Origin of the sequence: Eubacterium sp. An3, assembly GCF_002159465.1 — a bacterium.
GTDB lineage: Bacteria > Bacillota > Clostridia > Lachnospirales > Lachnospiraceae > Anaerobutyricum > Anaerobutyricum stercoris.
Map to the genome: position 1 here is coordinate 13,282 of NZ_NFIR01000028.1, position 15,179 is coordinate 28,460.

14 protein-coding genes, 1 tRNA gene and 1 riboswitch are annotated in these 15,179 nt (G+C 49.6%); of the genes, 11 read left to right on the forward strand and 4 right to left on the reverse strand.

The features are described 5' to 3' along the window. Positions 1-6 precede the first annotated feature (6 nt). The 3 genes from B5F87_RS21070 to B5F87_RS16695 all read right to left on the reverse strand — a co-directional run bounded on the left by B5F87_RS21070 (position 7) and on the right by B5F87_RS16695 (position 2,181). Positions 7-174, reverse strand: coding sequence for a hypothetical protein (locus B5F87_RS21070; RefSeq protein WP_158097082.1), 168 nt, complete (start codon positions 172-174; stop codon positions 7-9). A 97-nt stretch (positions 175-271) separates the two neighbouring features. Next, positions 272-1,603, reverse strand: a complete 1,332-nt coding sequence (locus B5F87_RS16690; protein WP_087283080.1) for an MATE family efflux transporter — start codon at positions 1,601-1,603, stop codon at positions 272-274. Positions 1,604-1,755: 152 nt separating this feature from the next. Continuing rightward, on the reverse strand, positions 1,756-2,181 hold the full coding sequence (locus B5F87_RS16695) for a hypothetical protein (protein ID WP_087283081.1): 426 nt from the start codon (positions 2,179-2,181) through the stop codon (positions 1,756-1,758). Positions 2,182-2,499: 318 nt separating this feature from the next. Between B5F87_RS16695 and B5F87_RS16700 the strand changes: the two genes are divergently transcribed. The 3 genes from B5F87_RS16700 (at position 2,500) to B5F87_RS16710 (ending at position 5,109) form a co-directional block, all read left to right on the forward strand. Beyond that, the gene (locus B5F87_RS16700; RefSeq protein WP_087283083.1) at positions 2,500-3,294 is read left to right on the forward strand and encodes a sugar diacid recognition domain-containing protein; all 795 of its coding nucleotides are present in this window, start codon (positions 2,500-2,502) and stop codon (positions 3,292-3,294) included. Positions 3,295-3,426: 132 nt separating this feature from the next. Next, entirely contained in the window at positions 3,427-3,819 is a 393-nt protein-coding gene (locus tag B5F87_RS16705; RefSeq protein WP_087283085.1) for a hypothetical protein, read from the forward strand. Between the two features lie 36 nt (positions 3,820-3,855). Next, on the forward strand, positions 3,856-5,109 hold the full coding sequence (locus tag B5F87_RS16710) for a glycerate kinase (RefSeq protein ID WP_087283086.1): 1,254 nt from the start codon (positions 3,856-3,858) through the stop codon (positions 5,107-5,109). Here the strand turns inward: B5F87_RS16710 and B5F87_RS16715 are convergent. Next, the gene (locus tag B5F87_RS16715; RefSeq protein ID WP_087283088.1) at positions 5,106-6,029 is read right to left on the reverse strand and encodes an XRE family transcriptional regulator; all 924 of its coding nucleotides are present in this window, start codon (positions 6,027-6,029) and stop codon (positions 5,106-5,108) included. The genes B5F87_RS16710 and B5F87_RS16715 overlap by 4 nt on opposite strands. 244 nt (positions 6,030-6,273) lie before the next feature. Between B5F87_RS16715 and B5F87_RS16720 the strand changes: the two genes are divergently transcribed. The 8 genes from B5F87_RS16720 to B5F87_RS16755 all read left to right on the forward strand — a co-directional run bounded on the left by B5F87_RS16720 (position 6,274) and on the right by B5F87_RS16755 (position 15,175). After that, entirely contained in the window at positions 6,274-6,825 is a 552-nt protein-coding gene (locus B5F87_RS16720; RefSeq protein WP_087283090.1) for a uracil-DNA glycosylase, read from the forward strand. Between the two features lie 68 nt (positions 6,826-6,893). After that, positions 6,894-7,709 carry an FGGY-family carbohydrate kinase gene (locus tag B5F87_RS16725; RefSeq protein WP_242964541.1) on the forward strand — a complete coding sequence of 272 codons (816 nt, stop codon included), beginning with the start codon at positions 6,894-6,896 and terminating at the stop codon, positions 7,707-7,709. 55 nt (positions 7,710-7,764) lie between these two features. Further along, positions 7,765-7,915, forward strand: a riboswitch (FMN riboswitch). A gap of 251 nt (positions 7,916-8,166) precedes the next feature. Beyond that, entirely contained in the window at positions 8,167-9,732 is a 1,566-nt protein-coding gene (locus B5F87_RS16730) for an FGGY-family carbohydrate kinase (RefSeq protein ID WP_087283092.1), read from the forward strand. A 225-nt stretch (positions 9,733-9,957) separates the two neighbouring features. Then, positions 9,958-11,427 carry a 4Fe-4S dicluster domain-containing protein gene (locus B5F87_RS16735; RefSeq protein ID WP_087283094.1) on the forward strand — a complete coding sequence of 490 codons (1,470 nt, stop codon included), beginning with the start codon at positions 9,958-9,960 and terminating at the stop codon, positions 11,425-11,427. Positions 11,428-11,519: 92 nt separating this feature from the next. Next, positions 11,520-11,607: transfer RNA gene (locus B5F87_RS16740), tRNA-Ser, on the forward strand. Between the two features lie 73 nt (positions 11,608-11,680). Further along, the gene (locus tag B5F87_RS16745) at positions 11,681-13,162 is read left to right on the forward strand and encodes an RNA-binding domain-containing protein (RefSeq protein ID WP_087283131.1); all 1,482 of its coding nucleotides are present in this window, start codon (positions 11,681-11,683) and stop codon (positions 13,160-13,162) included. 308 nt (positions 13,163-13,470) lie between these two features. Further along, positions 13,471-14,292 carry a ParA family protein gene (locus B5F87_RS16750; RefSeq protein ID WP_087283096.1) on the forward strand — a complete coding sequence of 274 codons (822 nt, stop codon included), beginning with the start codon at positions 13,471-13,473 and terminating at the stop codon, positions 14,290-14,292. Continuing rightward, on the forward strand, positions 14,249-15,175 hold the full coding sequence (locus B5F87_RS16755; protein WP_087283098.1) for a ParB/RepB/Spo0J family partition protein: 927 nt from the start codon (positions 14,249-14,251) through the stop codon (positions 15,173-15,175). Before B5F87_RS16750 ends, B5F87_RS16755 begins: the two co-directional genes overlap by 44 nt. Positions 15,176-15,179 lie beyond the last annotated feature (4 nt).

Sequence of the window (15,179 nt, forward strand, 5' to 3'; positions counted from 1 at the left end):
TTTGGATTAATGTTCCGTATACCGCGCGATCATCTCCTGAATGGTCAGGGTGATGGACTGTTCTCCGGCAGCGCATCGCAGCAGAACGTCGTATTCAGACTCGCTGAGAGCCATGTTTTCCATGGCCATGGTGGCTGCGATCTGCCGTGTTAATTTGACTGCATCTTTCTCCAATGGAATCACCTCCGATTAAATATGGATGACACATCATCTCAGTTAATAGTATTATACCATTTTGGGAGATGAAATAAAACCAAAATATTCAGGTAAATTATTGTTTTTTTACATACCATTTTAGGATCACTGCCAGCACTGCTGAGACGATTCTCGCGCAGGTGGCGCTCCACCAGATTATGATCTGACCGCCAAAGAGCGGGGGCAGAATCAGCATGAACACCAGCATGGCAACCGGTTCGATGTAGGTAAGCATGTAGGCGAAGGTACTTTTTTCTGTGGCGTAGAAGCTGGCTGTGGTCACCCGGTTGACGGCGATAAACGGGATGGCAATGAGGAAGATGAGCAGTGTCTCGGCCACTTCCTGTGTGACTGCGGCGGAGGCGCCGAAGATGACGCCGATGTTGCCGCGGAATACATATAATAATACGATACTGAGGAAGGACAGCAGCAGGGCAAAGCCGTAAGCAAATGCATTGGCCTGCCGCAGATCCTTTTCTTTTTTTGCACCGTAAAACTGACTCATCAGCGGCTGAATGCCGTCGCCGACGCCCTGCAGTACCAGATATACTATGGTCAGGATATAGGAAACGCAGGCGTATACTGCGATAGCCGGTTCCCCGCCGTAGGAAGCCGAAAACCGATTGATGAGGATCAGGGAAAAATTCGGCGTCAGAGCAAGACCGAAAGGGGCAAGGCCGATGCGCACAATGGACTTTGTGACCCGTTTCATGGCTTCCCGGGATATGGCAAAATGCATCTGCTTTTTATATAGAAGATATCCTACGCCGCCGGCCATGGCGACGCCTTCCCCAATGATGGTAGCCCAGGCGGCGCCTGATACGCCCAGATGAAAAACCCACACAAACAGATAGTCAAGTATGATATTGGTCAGGAATCCGGAACACATGGTGATCATGGCAAAAATGGCGCCTCCGTTGTTCCGGATCAGAGGAATCAGGCCAGTTCCGAATATCTGCAGGACGGAGCCCAGCGCCATGATGTAAATGTAATCCTGTCCCAGAGTGAGCAGCTCGCCCTGAGCGCCCAGCAGCTTCAGAAGAGGAGTAGCCAAAAGAAGTACCAGCGCTGTCATGACGATGCTGGCAGCCAGAAGGAGCCACAGTGTTCCCGCCACAAATTCTCCGGCTTCTTTTGGTTTTCCTTCCGCCTGAAAGATGGAAAAATAGACGGCGCCTCCCATGCCGATGCCTGTACCCACGGCCAGAATCAGGGCAATAATGGGGTATGCCACATTGATGGTTGATATGCCGATATCTCCCACGCTGTTTCCCACAAAAAATCCATCGACAATGGCATATACACCGGAAAGAGCGAATGCCAGAATGGAAGGGATAACGAAACTGAAAAATAATTTATAATTAGAAGACCGGGATCTTTTCCCGGCAGATGTACATATGTCAGTCATATTTATGTCTCCTCCGTTCCAGTTCTTGTATAACACTGTATTATCATAGTATATTTTCGAACCAATCGCAAGACAAAGAAAAGGTCCCGGCTTAAGCCGGGACCAGATCTGTAATCTGATATCCGGGAATATTCCCGGGATTATACATCGAATCAGTACACATATGATTGTAAATCGTTAAGCAGAGTCTCCACTCTTCCGATGGCGTCATCCACCTGCTCCCTGGCGTCGTTGATGCGGCTCTGTACCAGATAGTCGGCTATGAGGCCGTCAAGGAAAAAATCTGCAAAAGAAAGAAAACCGTTGACATTGATATGCAGATCCTGTGGGATGTGAACATCGGAAAGTTCCCGTTGAAAAATCTGCAGATTATATCTGGCTTCTTCCAGAGAAGCGGCGGCTCCGTCGAGTTTGGAGTGTTTTATCATACTGGTGAAAAAACCGCCGCCGAACATATCAAAAAGTCCCCAGTTCTTTGCGCTGTTTAACTGATCTTTTGCGGCATACAGGCTCTGGAGTGCATTTTCTCCTGCCCGGATCGCTTCCTGTACTTCCTGTCTCATTATTTCGTTACTCATAAATATATCCTCTCTTTCCTGTACGCAGACCATTGGGCTTAGGCTGATAAGGATACAGCGATGAAAAAGTGCTGTCTCGTTGGTCGCCGGGTTACAGATATTAAAAAAGACCCTTATCATGACCTTTGCCACAATAAAAGTCTTGCTTTCTCATTTGATACGGATGCCTTCCGGCATCGGATGACGATTTCAAACCCGTTTCTTCCGAAACGTTTCGCTACTCCCTTTTCATTGCTTGTACAGAATATATCACGGTGAGGAAAGGGTGTCAAGGAAAAAATAAAGGTGTTATAATTTAAGAAAAAAAGGAGGGAAAGCATGTACATTTCCAGAGAGACGGCACAGGAAATCGTGGAGGAAATCGGAGGGGAAATAGGAGCGCACATCAATCTTATGGATGAGCGGGGATATATCATAGCAAGTACCGACGCTTCCAGAATCGGCAATCTGCATGAGGGGGCAAGACGCATTATACAAAATCATCTGCCGGAGCTTTATATCACGAGGGAAATGGAAAATGCCATGACGAAAAAAGGGATCAATCTGCCGCTGGTGGTGGATGAAAATGTGGTGGGAGTCGTGGGCATCACCGGAGACCGGGAGAAGGTGTACGGCTACGGAAATATTGTGCGGCGTATGACCGAGATTCTCATTGCGGACAGTATCCAGAAAGATGCGAAGCGATATGAAAGAAGGCAGAGGTATTATCTCCTGGAGGAATGGCTGGATAATCCGGGTATTTCCCGCAATATGGATTTTCAGAAGAGAGCGGCAAAAATGGGCATTGATGTTACAACGCCTCACCGGGTGATGATTCTTCTGTTTAAAGAATATCAGGAGTTGTCGGATACATTTGAGGGACAGCGTCTGCTGGAGCAGATGGAGGCTTCTATACGACATGAGACGGAACGGCAGAAAATATTGTACTTAAGAGAACCATCCCGGCAGATATGTATTCTTCCATGGTGCGCCACTGCGCATATGACGGCGGCGGCGGAGAAAATCAGCCATCAGATACGGCGGTGTACTATATGGCATGGAAGTTTCACCATTACATGCAGTAAAGAGGGCGGTCAGATTTGTCATAAACCACATAAAGCCACAATGAAATAATAATTATTTGTTATAAAAAACATTTAATTGCGATAAACCCCATTCTTTGTAATATATATTTTTCTGTTCGTTTGTTGTAAGATATGGAATATCACATTTTGACAAAACGTTGAAAAAAGAGGAGGTTACGAGATGGCTGTTTTTAAAACAAATGATAATGTGGAGATTTATTATGAGGTGAGAGGAGAGGGACGTCCGCTGTTTCTGCTCCCGGGCTGGACCTGTACTACAAAGTTCTGGCAGAAAAATGTGGAGGAGCTGTCAAAAGGCTGCAAGGTTATTGCCATGGATATGCGCGACCACACGAATCTGGACTGGAGAGATTTTATTCCGAATATCAAGCTGCCGACGCTTGTGTGCGTGGCAAGAAACAGCAATGTTTTTGACTGGCACGGCAGCGCGTGGGTAGGAGAAAATATTCCGGGTGCAAAGACCGTCTTCTTTGAGGAGTCGGGACATATGCTGTTCTGGGAGGAGCCGGATAAGTTCAATCAGGTAGTTGCAGAGTTTGTGCAGCAGCATTAAATCAGGGAGAAGTAGTTGATAATATAAAGGCAGGGAATGAAGATGACATTACGGAAGGATGCAGAGCAGATTATAAAGGAGTCACTTTGCCGGGTGCTTCCGGATGAGGCGGTAAAACGAACGCTGGAAGAGAAAACATTTGCAAGTGGAAATATATATCTTGTCGCTGTGGGAAAGGCGGCGTGGCAGATGGCGGCGTCAGCGCAGAGTGTTCTGGGACAGCGGCTGACTGGAGGAATTGTACTCACCAAATACGGACATGTGCAGGGAGAGATTCCCGGAGTAGTCTGTTATGAGGCAGGACATCCGGTTCCTGACGCCGGTTCTTTCCGAGGGACGGAGGCAGTACTTTCCATGACTGGGAGTCTGCATCCGGAGGATACTGTTTTGTTCCTTTTATCCGGAGGCGGTTCTGCTTTGTTCGAAAAACCGTTGATTCCGGAAGAGGAGCTGTCGGACATCACGGCGCAGCTCCTCGCATGCGGAGCGGATATTGTGGAAATGAATACGATCCGTAAGCGGCTGTCGGCGGTGAAGGGCGGAAAATTCGCGCTTCACTGCGCTCCTGCAGAGGTGTTCAGTATTGTTTTGAGCGATATTCTCGGCGACCCGCTGGATATGATTGCGTCCGGCCCGGCAAGTCCGGACTCCAGTACCTGCCGGCAGGCGCTTCATCTGGTGGAAAAGTATCACCTGAATATCAGTGAAGCGGCCCGTAAATGTCTGGAAACAGAGACGCCGAAGAGTCTTGACAATGTGGAGTCCGTCATCAGCGGCAGTGTTACAGAGCTCTGCCAGGCGGCGGAAACGGAATGCCGCCGGCTTGGTTATACGCCGGTGATTCTGACTGACCAGCTGGACTGCGAGGCAAGAGAAGCCGGCAGCTTTCTCGCGTCTATCGCCAAAACCCATCGGAATACCAGCGAGTCCCTCGCCTTTATTGCCGGAGGAGAAACGGTAGTTCATCTGAAAGGAAAAGGAAAGGGCGGACGAAATCAGGAAATAGCTCTTTCCGCCGCCCTGGGACTTTCCGGCATAGATAACGCCGCTTTGTTCAGTATCGGCAGCGACGGGACAGACGGGCCGACTGATGCTGCCGGCGGCTATGTGGACGGCGGTACGAAACAGCGTCTGGAAGAATGCGGCATTGATATTTATCAGGTGCTTGAAGATAACAATGCCTATGAGGCGCTGAAGACTTGCGGTGGTCTCATTATAACCGGTCCCACCGGTACCAACGTCAATGATGTGGCGGTGCTGCTGATGGCTGGCAGCAAGGATGAGTCCTAAGCGCGTCCGTGCATTTTCCTCTGATAATATATGTAGGAAACCGCTGCCGGTATACCAATCCAGAAGGCCACGGCACAGAGGGTGATGGTTTTCATATGGTCATCCGCCACGATGGCGGCGGCAATGTAGAACAGCGCCACAGGCAGTGCCGTAATGCCAAGGATGCGGTGCGCTACGTTCCATGTTGCTTCATCACGTACGGTCCATGGCAGACGAAGGCCGGTATGCCGGTTAAAGGGCAGTCGTGGGGAAATCATTCCCGAAAAAATGATGATGACGGCGACGACGGCTGTGGCGAAGATTTTTTCTCCACTGGCAGAGAGGGTGAGAACACCGGATTCTGTCAGCATCGTCACGGTGATCACCACAAGAATCATACCGATATTAAAAAAAGTAGTGATCGTCAACGCGCGGGTGTGCATTTCATCCGCAACTGTATCGGTGAAGAGAGCGAGATTTTTATAAAGAATCAGCAGGGCGGCGGTGGAACATACGCCGACCGCACAGGCTGCCAATGTCTGATTCTGTATATTGGCAGAAAAAATAACGGCAGCAAAGCAGAGTAGAAGGATGACGCCCCGTTTTTGACTGACAAGCTTCATCCGGCGCTCTGCTTTGTTTTTTTCTGCCAGTTCTGCGTTGAGTCTTGCCAGTTCCTCGGTTAGTTCTTTAATGGAAATATCTGAGACTGTGGCAGAATGTGGTGCGGCGCTGTCGTCAGCCTGTGTCTCCATACCCAGCAGTTCACTGACAGGAACGTTAAATAAAGCGGCTATTTTTATCACCATCTCCGCATCGGGAACAGACAGACCCCGTTCCCATTTCGAAACTGTCTGTCTTACGACAGAAAGCTTTTCCGCCAGATCTTCCTGGCTCATCTTTGCATTTTTCCGCAGGCGGCGGATATTTTCTTCAATCATAGTATGACCTCCCTTTGTTGTTCGCAGGCATCGCATCGTGCGCGTTTTTTGTGCCGGCGAACACATTTGATAGTCCTGATTATATCCATCAGAGGTTTAAAGGCAAGCAACAAAAGTTAACATGCCGCTTGCGGGGGGATTTTTCCGGTGGTATACTGAGGAAAATGTCTTTGGAATGTAATAGAACTATATAAGAAAAAATGTATGCCAAAAAGGCAGGATTGCCGTCAAGGGGAAGGAAAATATGTATACTTATGAGGAATTGAAACATTTTGTAGATCACTGCCGGCGCTGTCCGCTGGCTGCGACCCGCCACAGGGCAGTGATGGGGAGAGGAAACCTGCAGGCGCCCATTCTGTTTATCGCGGAAGGACCGGGAAGAAATGAAGACCGGGACGGGATTCCGTTTACCGGACAGTCCGGCCAGGTGTTTGACCGGCTGCTGTCAGGAATCGGGCTGTCGCGGGAAGACATCTATATTACCAATATTATCAAATGTCATCCGCCGGGGAACCGGAATCCGAGGCCGGAGGAGCAGAAGGCCTGTATGCCGTATCTGAAATATGAGACATGGCTGCTGAAGCCGAAGATCATCGTGTGTCTGGGACGGGTGGCGGCGCAGCGGATCATCCGTCCGGACTTTCGGATTACGAGAGAGCATGGAAACTTTCTGCTCAGGAAGGGCGTCTGGCTCACCGCCGTGTATCATCCCTCGGCGATTCTCAGAGATGAGGCAAAGCTGCCGGAGACGGAGGCGGATTTTCGGACCATCTGCGATAAGCTCTCGGAGCTTTAATTTTACTGTTTCAATACTTCCCGCGCCGTTGGCGCATCGATATAGAGGCTGTCTGCCAGTCCGCCGTTGTGGGCGGCGCCAGCGATAACTCCGCCGGCGGTGTGGGCACCGGCGTGGTGGCTCCGGGACGGGCCATGACCACCATCGGTACCAGTGGAACGGTATTTGCGTTTTCTGAGAAGCCGGTTCTTGATGTGAACAAATCCGTGTACACTTTCTGTATGCCGGTGCCGGGCGCATGGCATTTCATGGGAAGCGTGAACTCCTGCGGCGCGTCTCTCAAATGGTGGAGAAATAATTTCTATCCGGACGATCTGGAATACGAGCAGATCAATAAGGATGCGGCGTCATCCGCACCGAGCGCCAACCGTCTGATTTATCTTCCATACTTAAATGGCGAGCAGTCACCGCATTTCAACCTGAACTGCCGCGGTTCCTTCGTGGGACTGGCAGCCATCCACACGAAAGCGGACATGACAAGAGCGGTCATGGAAGGCGCGACATACGCTCTCCGTGATATCCTCACCGGAATCCGCAACTGCGGCGTCCGCCCGGAAACCATGCGGATGTGCGGCGGCGGCTCCAAGAGCCCGTTCTGGCGTCAGCTGATGGCGGATATCTACAACATGCCTGTCACTCTGCCGGATATGAACTCCGAGAACAGCGCTGCTCTGGGTGTTGCCATTCTGGCCGCTGTGGGAACCGGCGAGTACCAGAGCGTTGTGGATGCCTGTGATAAGATCATCAAGATGCGTAAAGAAGTATATCAGCCGGATGAAGAGATGGCGTTCATCTATGACAAGGTATATCAGGAGTTTGACAACCTCTATCCGAAACTGAAAGAGAACTGGAAGTCTATTCTGGATCTGGATTTCAGATATTAAGAAATGTATCTTGAAAACCTTTACATAAAAGGGTATAATAAGCAAGAAAACAAACACAGATCTTCAGGGCGGGGTGCAAGTCCCCACCGGCGGTAATCACAGGGCGGCGCGAAGCGCCGTGAGTCTGTGCGAGCCCGCGAGCCGAAAGGCAGGATTCCGGTGAGATTCCGGAGCCGACGGTATAGTCCGGATGGTAGAAGATGAGAGAGCAGGCGCTCCTGTACATTTGATTGTACATGGAAGGGGCGGCTGTGTATAATAGATTTACAATCACGCTCTGAGATTGACTGCGCGGCAGTTGATTTCAGAGCTTTTCTTTTTTCTTCCGGCGTATTGTCCTGGACGGCGAGCTGTGTCACTGCAGAGCAGGGGTTTCCCAATGTGGAAGAAGGGACGGCTGCTGCAGACAGAATTATTCAATTAAGAACATAAAAGGACAAGGGAAAGGAAGAAAAAAATGGCGAAATACTATCTTGGTTTTGATGCGGGTACCCAGAGTGTGAAGGTGGCAGTCTATGATGAGAAAATGAACTGTGTGGCGTCATCCAGTGCGCCGACGACTCTCACCTATCCTCATCCGGGGTGGGTGAGTATGGACTGCGATGAGTATCTGGAGCTGACGATTCAGGGAATGCGGGAGTGTGCCCGCATCATGCAGGAGAAGCATCTGGAGCCCGGAGATGTCCGGGCCATCATGGGAGACGGGATCATATGCGGTATCTGCGGCGTGGACGCCGACGGCAATGCGGTGACGCCGTATATCAATTATCTGGATTCCCGGACGAAAGAGGATGCTGAGAAGATTAACAGCTGGAATCTTGATATCTGGGGAAAGGAGACTGGTAATCCTGAGGCAAACTGTATGTTTCCGGCGCTCTTTGCCCGGTGGTTTCTGAAAAATTCCAAAGAGTTTCAGGAAAAGGGCGTGAAGTTCGTACACGACGCTCCGTATGTTCTGGCTCACCTGGCTGGTCTTGGTGCGGAAGATATGTTTATCGACTGGGGAACCATGTCCGGCTGGGGTCTTGGATATAAGGTGGAGGATAAATGCTGGTCTGCAGAGCAGCTTTCACTTCTTGGCATACCGGAGTCCATGATGCCGAAGATCGTGAAGCCGTGGGATATCGTGGGGTATCTCACAGAGGAAATGGCTGAAAAGACCGGATTTCCGGCGGGAATTCCCGTTTGTGCCGGAGCGGGGGATACCATGCAGTCCATGATCGGCAGCGGCAATATGCAGCCGGGACAGGCGGTGGATGTGGCCGGAACCTGTTCCATGTTCTGCGTGTCCACCAGCGGGATTATCCCGGAGCTGAGCCGCCGGGGAGCCGGACTGATTTTCAACAGCGGAACGCTGCCCGATACTTATTTTTACTGGGGATATATTCGTACCGGCGGTCTGGCGCTGCGGTGGTTTAAAGACAATGTATGCGGACAGGAGAAAGACGGAGATTATTATCAGACTCTCAGCCGGCAGGCGGAATGTGTACCGGCGGGAGCGGGCGGCGTGCTGTTTCTGCCGTATCTTACCGGCGGCATGAACGAGATCCCGGACGCTTCCGGCTGTTTTCTCAATATGACCATGGACACAGACCAGGCGGTGCTCTGGCGGGCGGTGCTGGAGGCAATAGGCTATGATTATATGGAAATCACAGATCAGTATCGCGCGGCGGGCATTGATTTAAGCCGCATCACCATCACAGAAGGCGGCAGCCGGGACGCCCTGTGGAATCAGATGAAGGCAGACATGCTTGACAGCCGGACTATTACTCTGGAAAATGCGGCGGGAGCCGTCATGACCAACTGTTTGTTCGGGGCATATGCGGTGGGCGACGTATCGGATATCAAAGAGGCGCTTCTCGGAAATCTTCATATTAGGAAGGAATATGCGCCGGACAGGATTAAACATGTCTTTTACCGGGAACAGTTTGAGAAAAAAAACCGTCTGGTGAAGAAAGAACTGGCAGGTGCGTTTCGTGTGCTGAAAGAGATGCGGGAACAGGGAAATGATACGGAAAAATGAATGGTGGGAATATGCTGTTTTTAATAAAGAAAACAGAATGGCATAAACTGTGGATTTTTTTTAATACATTGAGAATATTTCTTAAAAAGCGTTTGCGTTATGGGACTATGAATGTTAAACTATAAACAAATTAACCTTTAGTAGTATACGGTATTTTACGAGCCCTTTTTATGCGCCGTTCGCATGCGGGCTTCAGTCATTCACGAGGATTTAGGAGGATTATTTATGGTTACGAATGATGCTACAATTTTGAAAATCAAACATGAAGTACTGTATCGAGTTGCAAAGCTGGCTTATGAAGGAAAGTTTGAGGAGGAACGAGAAAAGATTCCTTATGAAATGATTCCGGGACCAAAAGCGCAGTTCAGATGCTGTATTTACAAGGAGAGAGAGGTCATCAGACAGAGAGTGAATCTGGCGGAGGGCAAAACGCCGATGGGTGAGAAGCCGGATCATTCCAAGGGACATAAGATTGTTTACGTCATTCCGGCGGCCTGTGAAGAATGTCCGATCGCAAGATATACAGTTACCAATAACTGTCAGAACTGTATGGGCAAGGCATGTTATAATTCCTGTAACTTTGGCGCCATCACCATCGGTATGAACCAGGCGTACATAGACCCTTCCAAATGTAAAGAGTGCGGTAAATGTGCTGCAGCCTGTCCATATAACGCTATCGCAGACCTGATGCGCCCTTGCCGTAAGAGCTGTCCGGTAGATGCTCTGCAGGTGGATCCGGACACAGGCATCGCTATGATCGACGATGAGAAATGTATTTCCTGTGGTCAGTGTATCCACAGCTGTCCGTTTGGCGCCATCGGCTCTGTCACATATATTGTGGATATCATCAACGCCATGCGTGAAGGCAAGAAGGTTTACGCCATGGTTGCTCCGGCACTGGAAGGTCAGTTCGGTGATAAGATTACAATGGCCAGCCTGAAAAAAGCGGCAAAAGAGCTTGGATTTACCGATATGATCGAGCTGGGTCTGGGCGGCGATCTGACGGCGCTTTTTGAGGCAAGAGAGTGGGCCGAGGCCTACAAAGAAGGCAAACAGCTCACCACATCCTGCTGTCCGGGCTTTGTTAATATGGTAAAGAAACATTTCCCGAAGATTGCGGATCACGTTTCCACCACAGTATCTCCGATGTGTGCCGTTTCCCGTATGGTTAAGGCAAAAGATCCGGATGCTGTCACTGTATTTGTGGGTCCTTGTGTGGCTAAGAAGAGCGAGGCTGCTGATTCCGGTATCGAAGGCAACGCCGACTATGTTCTGACCATCGGTGAGTTCCGCGCTATGATGAAGGCTAAAGATGTGGAGCTGGAGCAGGCAGAGAACGATTACCAGCAGGCTTCCGTATTCGGAAAACGTTTTGGCAACAGCGGCGGTGTGACCAACGCCGTACTGGAATCCCTCAAAGAAGAGAATGAGAATGCCGATGTGACTGTAACTGTATGTAATGGCGCGGCTGAGTGTAAGAAAGCACTCCTCATGCTGCAGGCCGGCAAGTTAAAAACAGACTTTATCGAAGGTATGGCATGCGTGGGCGGCTGTGTCGGCGGTCCGAGCAAGCACAAATCCGAGATGGAGACCAAGCGTTTCCGTGATAAGCTGATCAAGGAAGCAGATGGCAGAAACATTCTGGAGAATCTGTCCGAAGTGGATCTGGATTCTTTCTCCATGTACAGACACTAATTAATTCTTGCAATTTAGAATAAGGTCTGATAAAATAGTAGAGCACAATTTACAGACAGGAAGGCAGATAACATCTGCTTTCCTGTATTTTTGGAGATGTACCCAAGTGGTTGAAGGGTCCGCACTCGAAATGCGGTAGGTCGGGCAACCGGCGCGAGGGTTCGAATCCCTCCATTTCCGTACCGGCGGCATGGCTTGTGAGAGCTGTGCCGCTATTGCTTTATGGTATATTCCGGATGGTGAGGTGAAATATTTGAATTTTGATATATCTCAATTTGATTCTTACCGTGAAGATAATCGCCGGGAGGTGAAAAAAGCGAAAGGCGGTCTTCCGGTTTCGGTGTGGGAGACATATTCAGCTTTTGCCAATTGTTATGGAGGAGTGATTATTCTCGGTGTAAAAGAGAACAGAGATGGAAGCTGGAGTATGACTGGTCTTGACAATGCGGATAAGTTGCAAAAAGACTTCTGGAATACAATCAATAATAAAAATAAGGTCTCAGTGAACCTTCTGACAGATAATGATGTGGAGATATACGAAGAAAATGATGATGTCATAATGGTCATTTATGTTCCAAAAGCAAAAAGGGAGCAGAAACCGGTATATATAAATGGAGATATATTTAATGGAACTTTTCGCAGAAACTGGGAGGGGGATTATCATTGTGACCGCAGCGAAGTGCTTGCAATGCTTCGGGATCAGCCGGAAGAAACCGCTGATATGAAAGTCCTGCAGGATATGCCTCTGGCAGTACTTAATTCAGAGACTGTGCGTGCTTATCGTAACCGGCATATGGCTTACAGAACGGAACATGTGTGGGAGCGGCTCGGTGATGAAGAATATTTGGAGAGGATAGGTGCTGCAAAGTTGTCTGCCAAAGATAACGTTTTGCATCCTACTGCGGCTGGCCTTTTGATGTTTGGAGAAGAATATAAAATCTTGTATGAATTTCCGGAATATTTTCTGGATTATCGGGAAATTCTTGATCCGACAATCCGCTGGACAGACAGACTGCAGTCCAGTTCCGGTGACTGGACGGGAAATTTATTTGATTTTTTCTTCAGAGTTTACGGGAAGCTTGTGAAAGATTTGAAGATTCCGTTTAAGCTGGATGGAATAACCCGTGTAGATGATACACCTGTACACAAAGCATTGAGAGAAGCCCTGGCAAACTGTATCGTAAATACAGATTTTTATTTCCCGAGAGGGATTGTGATACGGAAAGATGCAGAGTCTATCGTGATGGAGAATCCGGGAAGCATCAGGACAGGGAAAGAGCAGATGCTCAAAGGAGGTATATCAGATCCACGAAATAAAGCATTGATGAAAATGTTTAATCTGATCGGCATTGGCGAGAGAGCCGGTAGCGGCGTGCCGGATATATACAGTGTGTGGGAACAGCAGGGGTGGAGACAGCCCGAAATTGTAGAAAAATATGGACCGGATCGAACTATTTTAAAATTATCGTTTGTAAAAAAAGTGGCGATAAAAAATGGCGATAAAAAAGCGGCGATAAAAAGTGGCGATAAAAAGAAAATGACAAAAAAGACAGAACAGCAGCTGGAGAATATTCTCAAAAACATGCATGCCGGTGAAGAATACAGAACGAGCGAAATAGCAGAATTTATTGGTGTAAAAGAATCACGGGCCAGAGTACTGGTAAACAAACTTGTAAATGCAGGAAAAATAAAGGCAAAAGGTAAGAATAAAGGACGTCGATATGAAATTATGTGATTGAATGAATCATCGACTTATACCCCTTTCTGTGCTATGATTAGGAATGTACGACTATAGAACAGAAAGGGGTATTTCTATGGGAGATACGTCTGAAAATAAAAATAACCAATCAGAAATAAAAAATAAAAAGCGCATCTGTATGGGGATTCTGGCCCATGTGTGAGCTAAAAGACGGTCACAACTGCTAAATAAAACTGAATAATGCAATAAAGCCGCTTATTTTTTGAAATAGGCGGCTTTTTAACTTACTAAGGCCATTCAAGGAAACTTGAGTGGCTTTTTCTGTTTTAAGGAGGAATTGATCTTTGAATACTCAAATCATCGCCGTTGCCAACCAGAAGGGCGGCGTCGGCAAGACAACGACCTGTGCCAACTTAGGCATCGGGCTGGCCCAGGCCGGGAAGAAAGTTCTGCTGGTGGATGCTGACCCGCAGGCCAGCCTGACCATCAGCCTGGGTAACCCGCAGCCGGACAAGCTGCCCTTCACCCTCTCGGACGCGATGGGCCGCATCCTGATGGATGAGCCGATCAAACCCGGTGAGGGCATCCTGCACCACCCAGAGGGCGTGGACCTGATGCCTGCTGACATCCAGCTCTCCGGCATGGAAGTGTCGCTGGTGAACGCCATGAGCCGAGAGACCATCCTGCGGCAGTATCTGGAAACTGTGAAGGGACAGTATTCCCATATCCTGATTGACTGCCAGCCGTCCCTGGGTATGCTCACGGTCAACGCGCTGGCCGCCGCCAACAGGATCATAGTCCCCGTTCAGGCAGAGTATCTGCCCGCCAAGGGCCTGGAGCAGCTGCTGTCTACCATCAACAAAGTCAAGCGGCAGCTGAACCCCAAACTCCAGATTGACGGCATTCTGCTGACGATGGTGGACAACCGTACCAACTTCGCCAGGGAGATCGCTGCCCTACTGCGGGAGACCTACGGCAGCAAGATCAAGGTGTTCGGCACCGAGATACCCCATTCGGTCCGGGCCAAGGAGACCAGCGCCGAGGGCAAGAGCATTTATGCTCACGACCCCGGCGGCAAGGTGGCCGAGGGGTACAAAAATCTGACGAAGGAGGTGTTGAAACTTGAAAAGCAGCGCGAAAAAAGTAGAGCTGGCATCGGTCGATGACCTATTTTCCACCGAGGAAAGCCGCGCCGATGCCCAGCGTGAAAAGGTTATGGAGATACCGCTGTCTGAATTGCACCCTTTCAAGGATCATCCCTTCAAAGTCAAGGATGACGATGCCATGATGGAGACCGCCGACAGCATCCGGCAATATGGCGTTCTGGTTCCTGCTATTGCACGGCCAGACCCAAACGGAGGCTATGAACTGGTAGCCGGACACCGGCGGCACCGGGCCAGCGAACTGGCGGGCAAAGAGACCATGCCGGTGATTGTTCGGGACCTGGACGACGACCAGGCCACCATCATTATGGTAGACAGCAATCTTCAGAGAGAAAGCCTTCTCCCCAGTGAGAGGGCTTTTGCTTATAAGATGAAGCTGGAGGCCATTAAACATCAGGGAGCCAGAACAGATTTAACTTCGGCCCAAGTTGGGCCGAAGTTGACCGCAGCAGAGAAAATCGCAGAGAACAGCCCTGACAGTAAATCTCAAATCAAAAGATTTATCCGCCTGACTGAGCTGATTCCCGGACTGCTGGACATGGTGGACGAGAAGAAAATTGCCTTCAATCCGGCTTATGAGTTGTCCTTTCTCAAAAAAGAGGAACAGACGCAGCTTCTGGACGCGATGGATAGTGAGCAGGCCACCCCTTCTCTCTCCCAGGCCCAGCGGCTGAAAAAATTCAGCCAGGAAGGCCGCCTCAACATCGACGTGATGCGGGCCATCATGAGTGAGGAAAAGAAAAGCGACCTGGATAAAGTCACCTTCACCAGTGATACCCTGCGGAAGTATTTCCCCAAGAGCTACACGCCAGCCAGGATGCAGGAGACGATTATCAAACTGCTGGAACAGTGGCAGCGCCGACGCCAGCAGCAACACGACCGCTGAGAAA

Excerpts from the sequence above, each read along its gene's own strand:
- B5F87_RS16695 (WP_087283081.1), bottom strand. The coding sequence starts at position 2,181 with ATGAGTAACGAAATAATGAGACAGGAAGTACAGGAAGCGATCCGGGCA.
- B5F87_RS16730 (WP_087283092.1), top strand. The coding sequence starts at position 8,167 with ATGGCGAAATACTATCTTGGTTTTGATGCGGGTACCCAGAGTGTGAAG.
- B5F87_RS16710 (WP_087283086.1), top strand. The coding sequence starts at position 3,856 with ATGAAGATGACATTACGGAAGGATGCAGAGCAGATTATAAAGGAGTCA.
- B5F87_RS16690 (WP_087283080.1), bottom strand. The coding sequence starts at position 1,603 with ATGACTGACATATGTACATCTGCCGGGAAAAGATCCCGGTCTTCTAAT.
- B5F87_RS16715 (WP_087283088.1), bottom strand. The coding sequence starts at position 6,029 with ATGATTGAAGAAAATATCCGCCGCCTGCGGAAAAATGCAAAGATGAGC.
- B5F87_RS16700 (WP_087283083.1), top strand. The coding sequence starts at position 2,500 with ATGTACATTTCCAGAGAGACGGCACAGGAAATCGTGGAGGAAATCGGA.
- B5F87_RS16735 (WP_087283094.1), top strand. The coding sequence starts at position 9,958 with ATGGTTACGAATGATGCTACAATTTTGAAAATCAAACATGAAGTACTG.
- B5F87_RS16720 (WP_087283090.1), top strand. The coding sequence starts at position 6,274 with ATGTATACTTATGAGGAATTGAAACATTTTGTAGATCACTGCCGGCGC.
- B5F87_RS16705 (WP_087283085.1), top strand. The coding sequence starts at position 3,427 with ATGGCTGTTTTTAAAACAAATGATAATGTGGAGATTTATTATGAGGTG.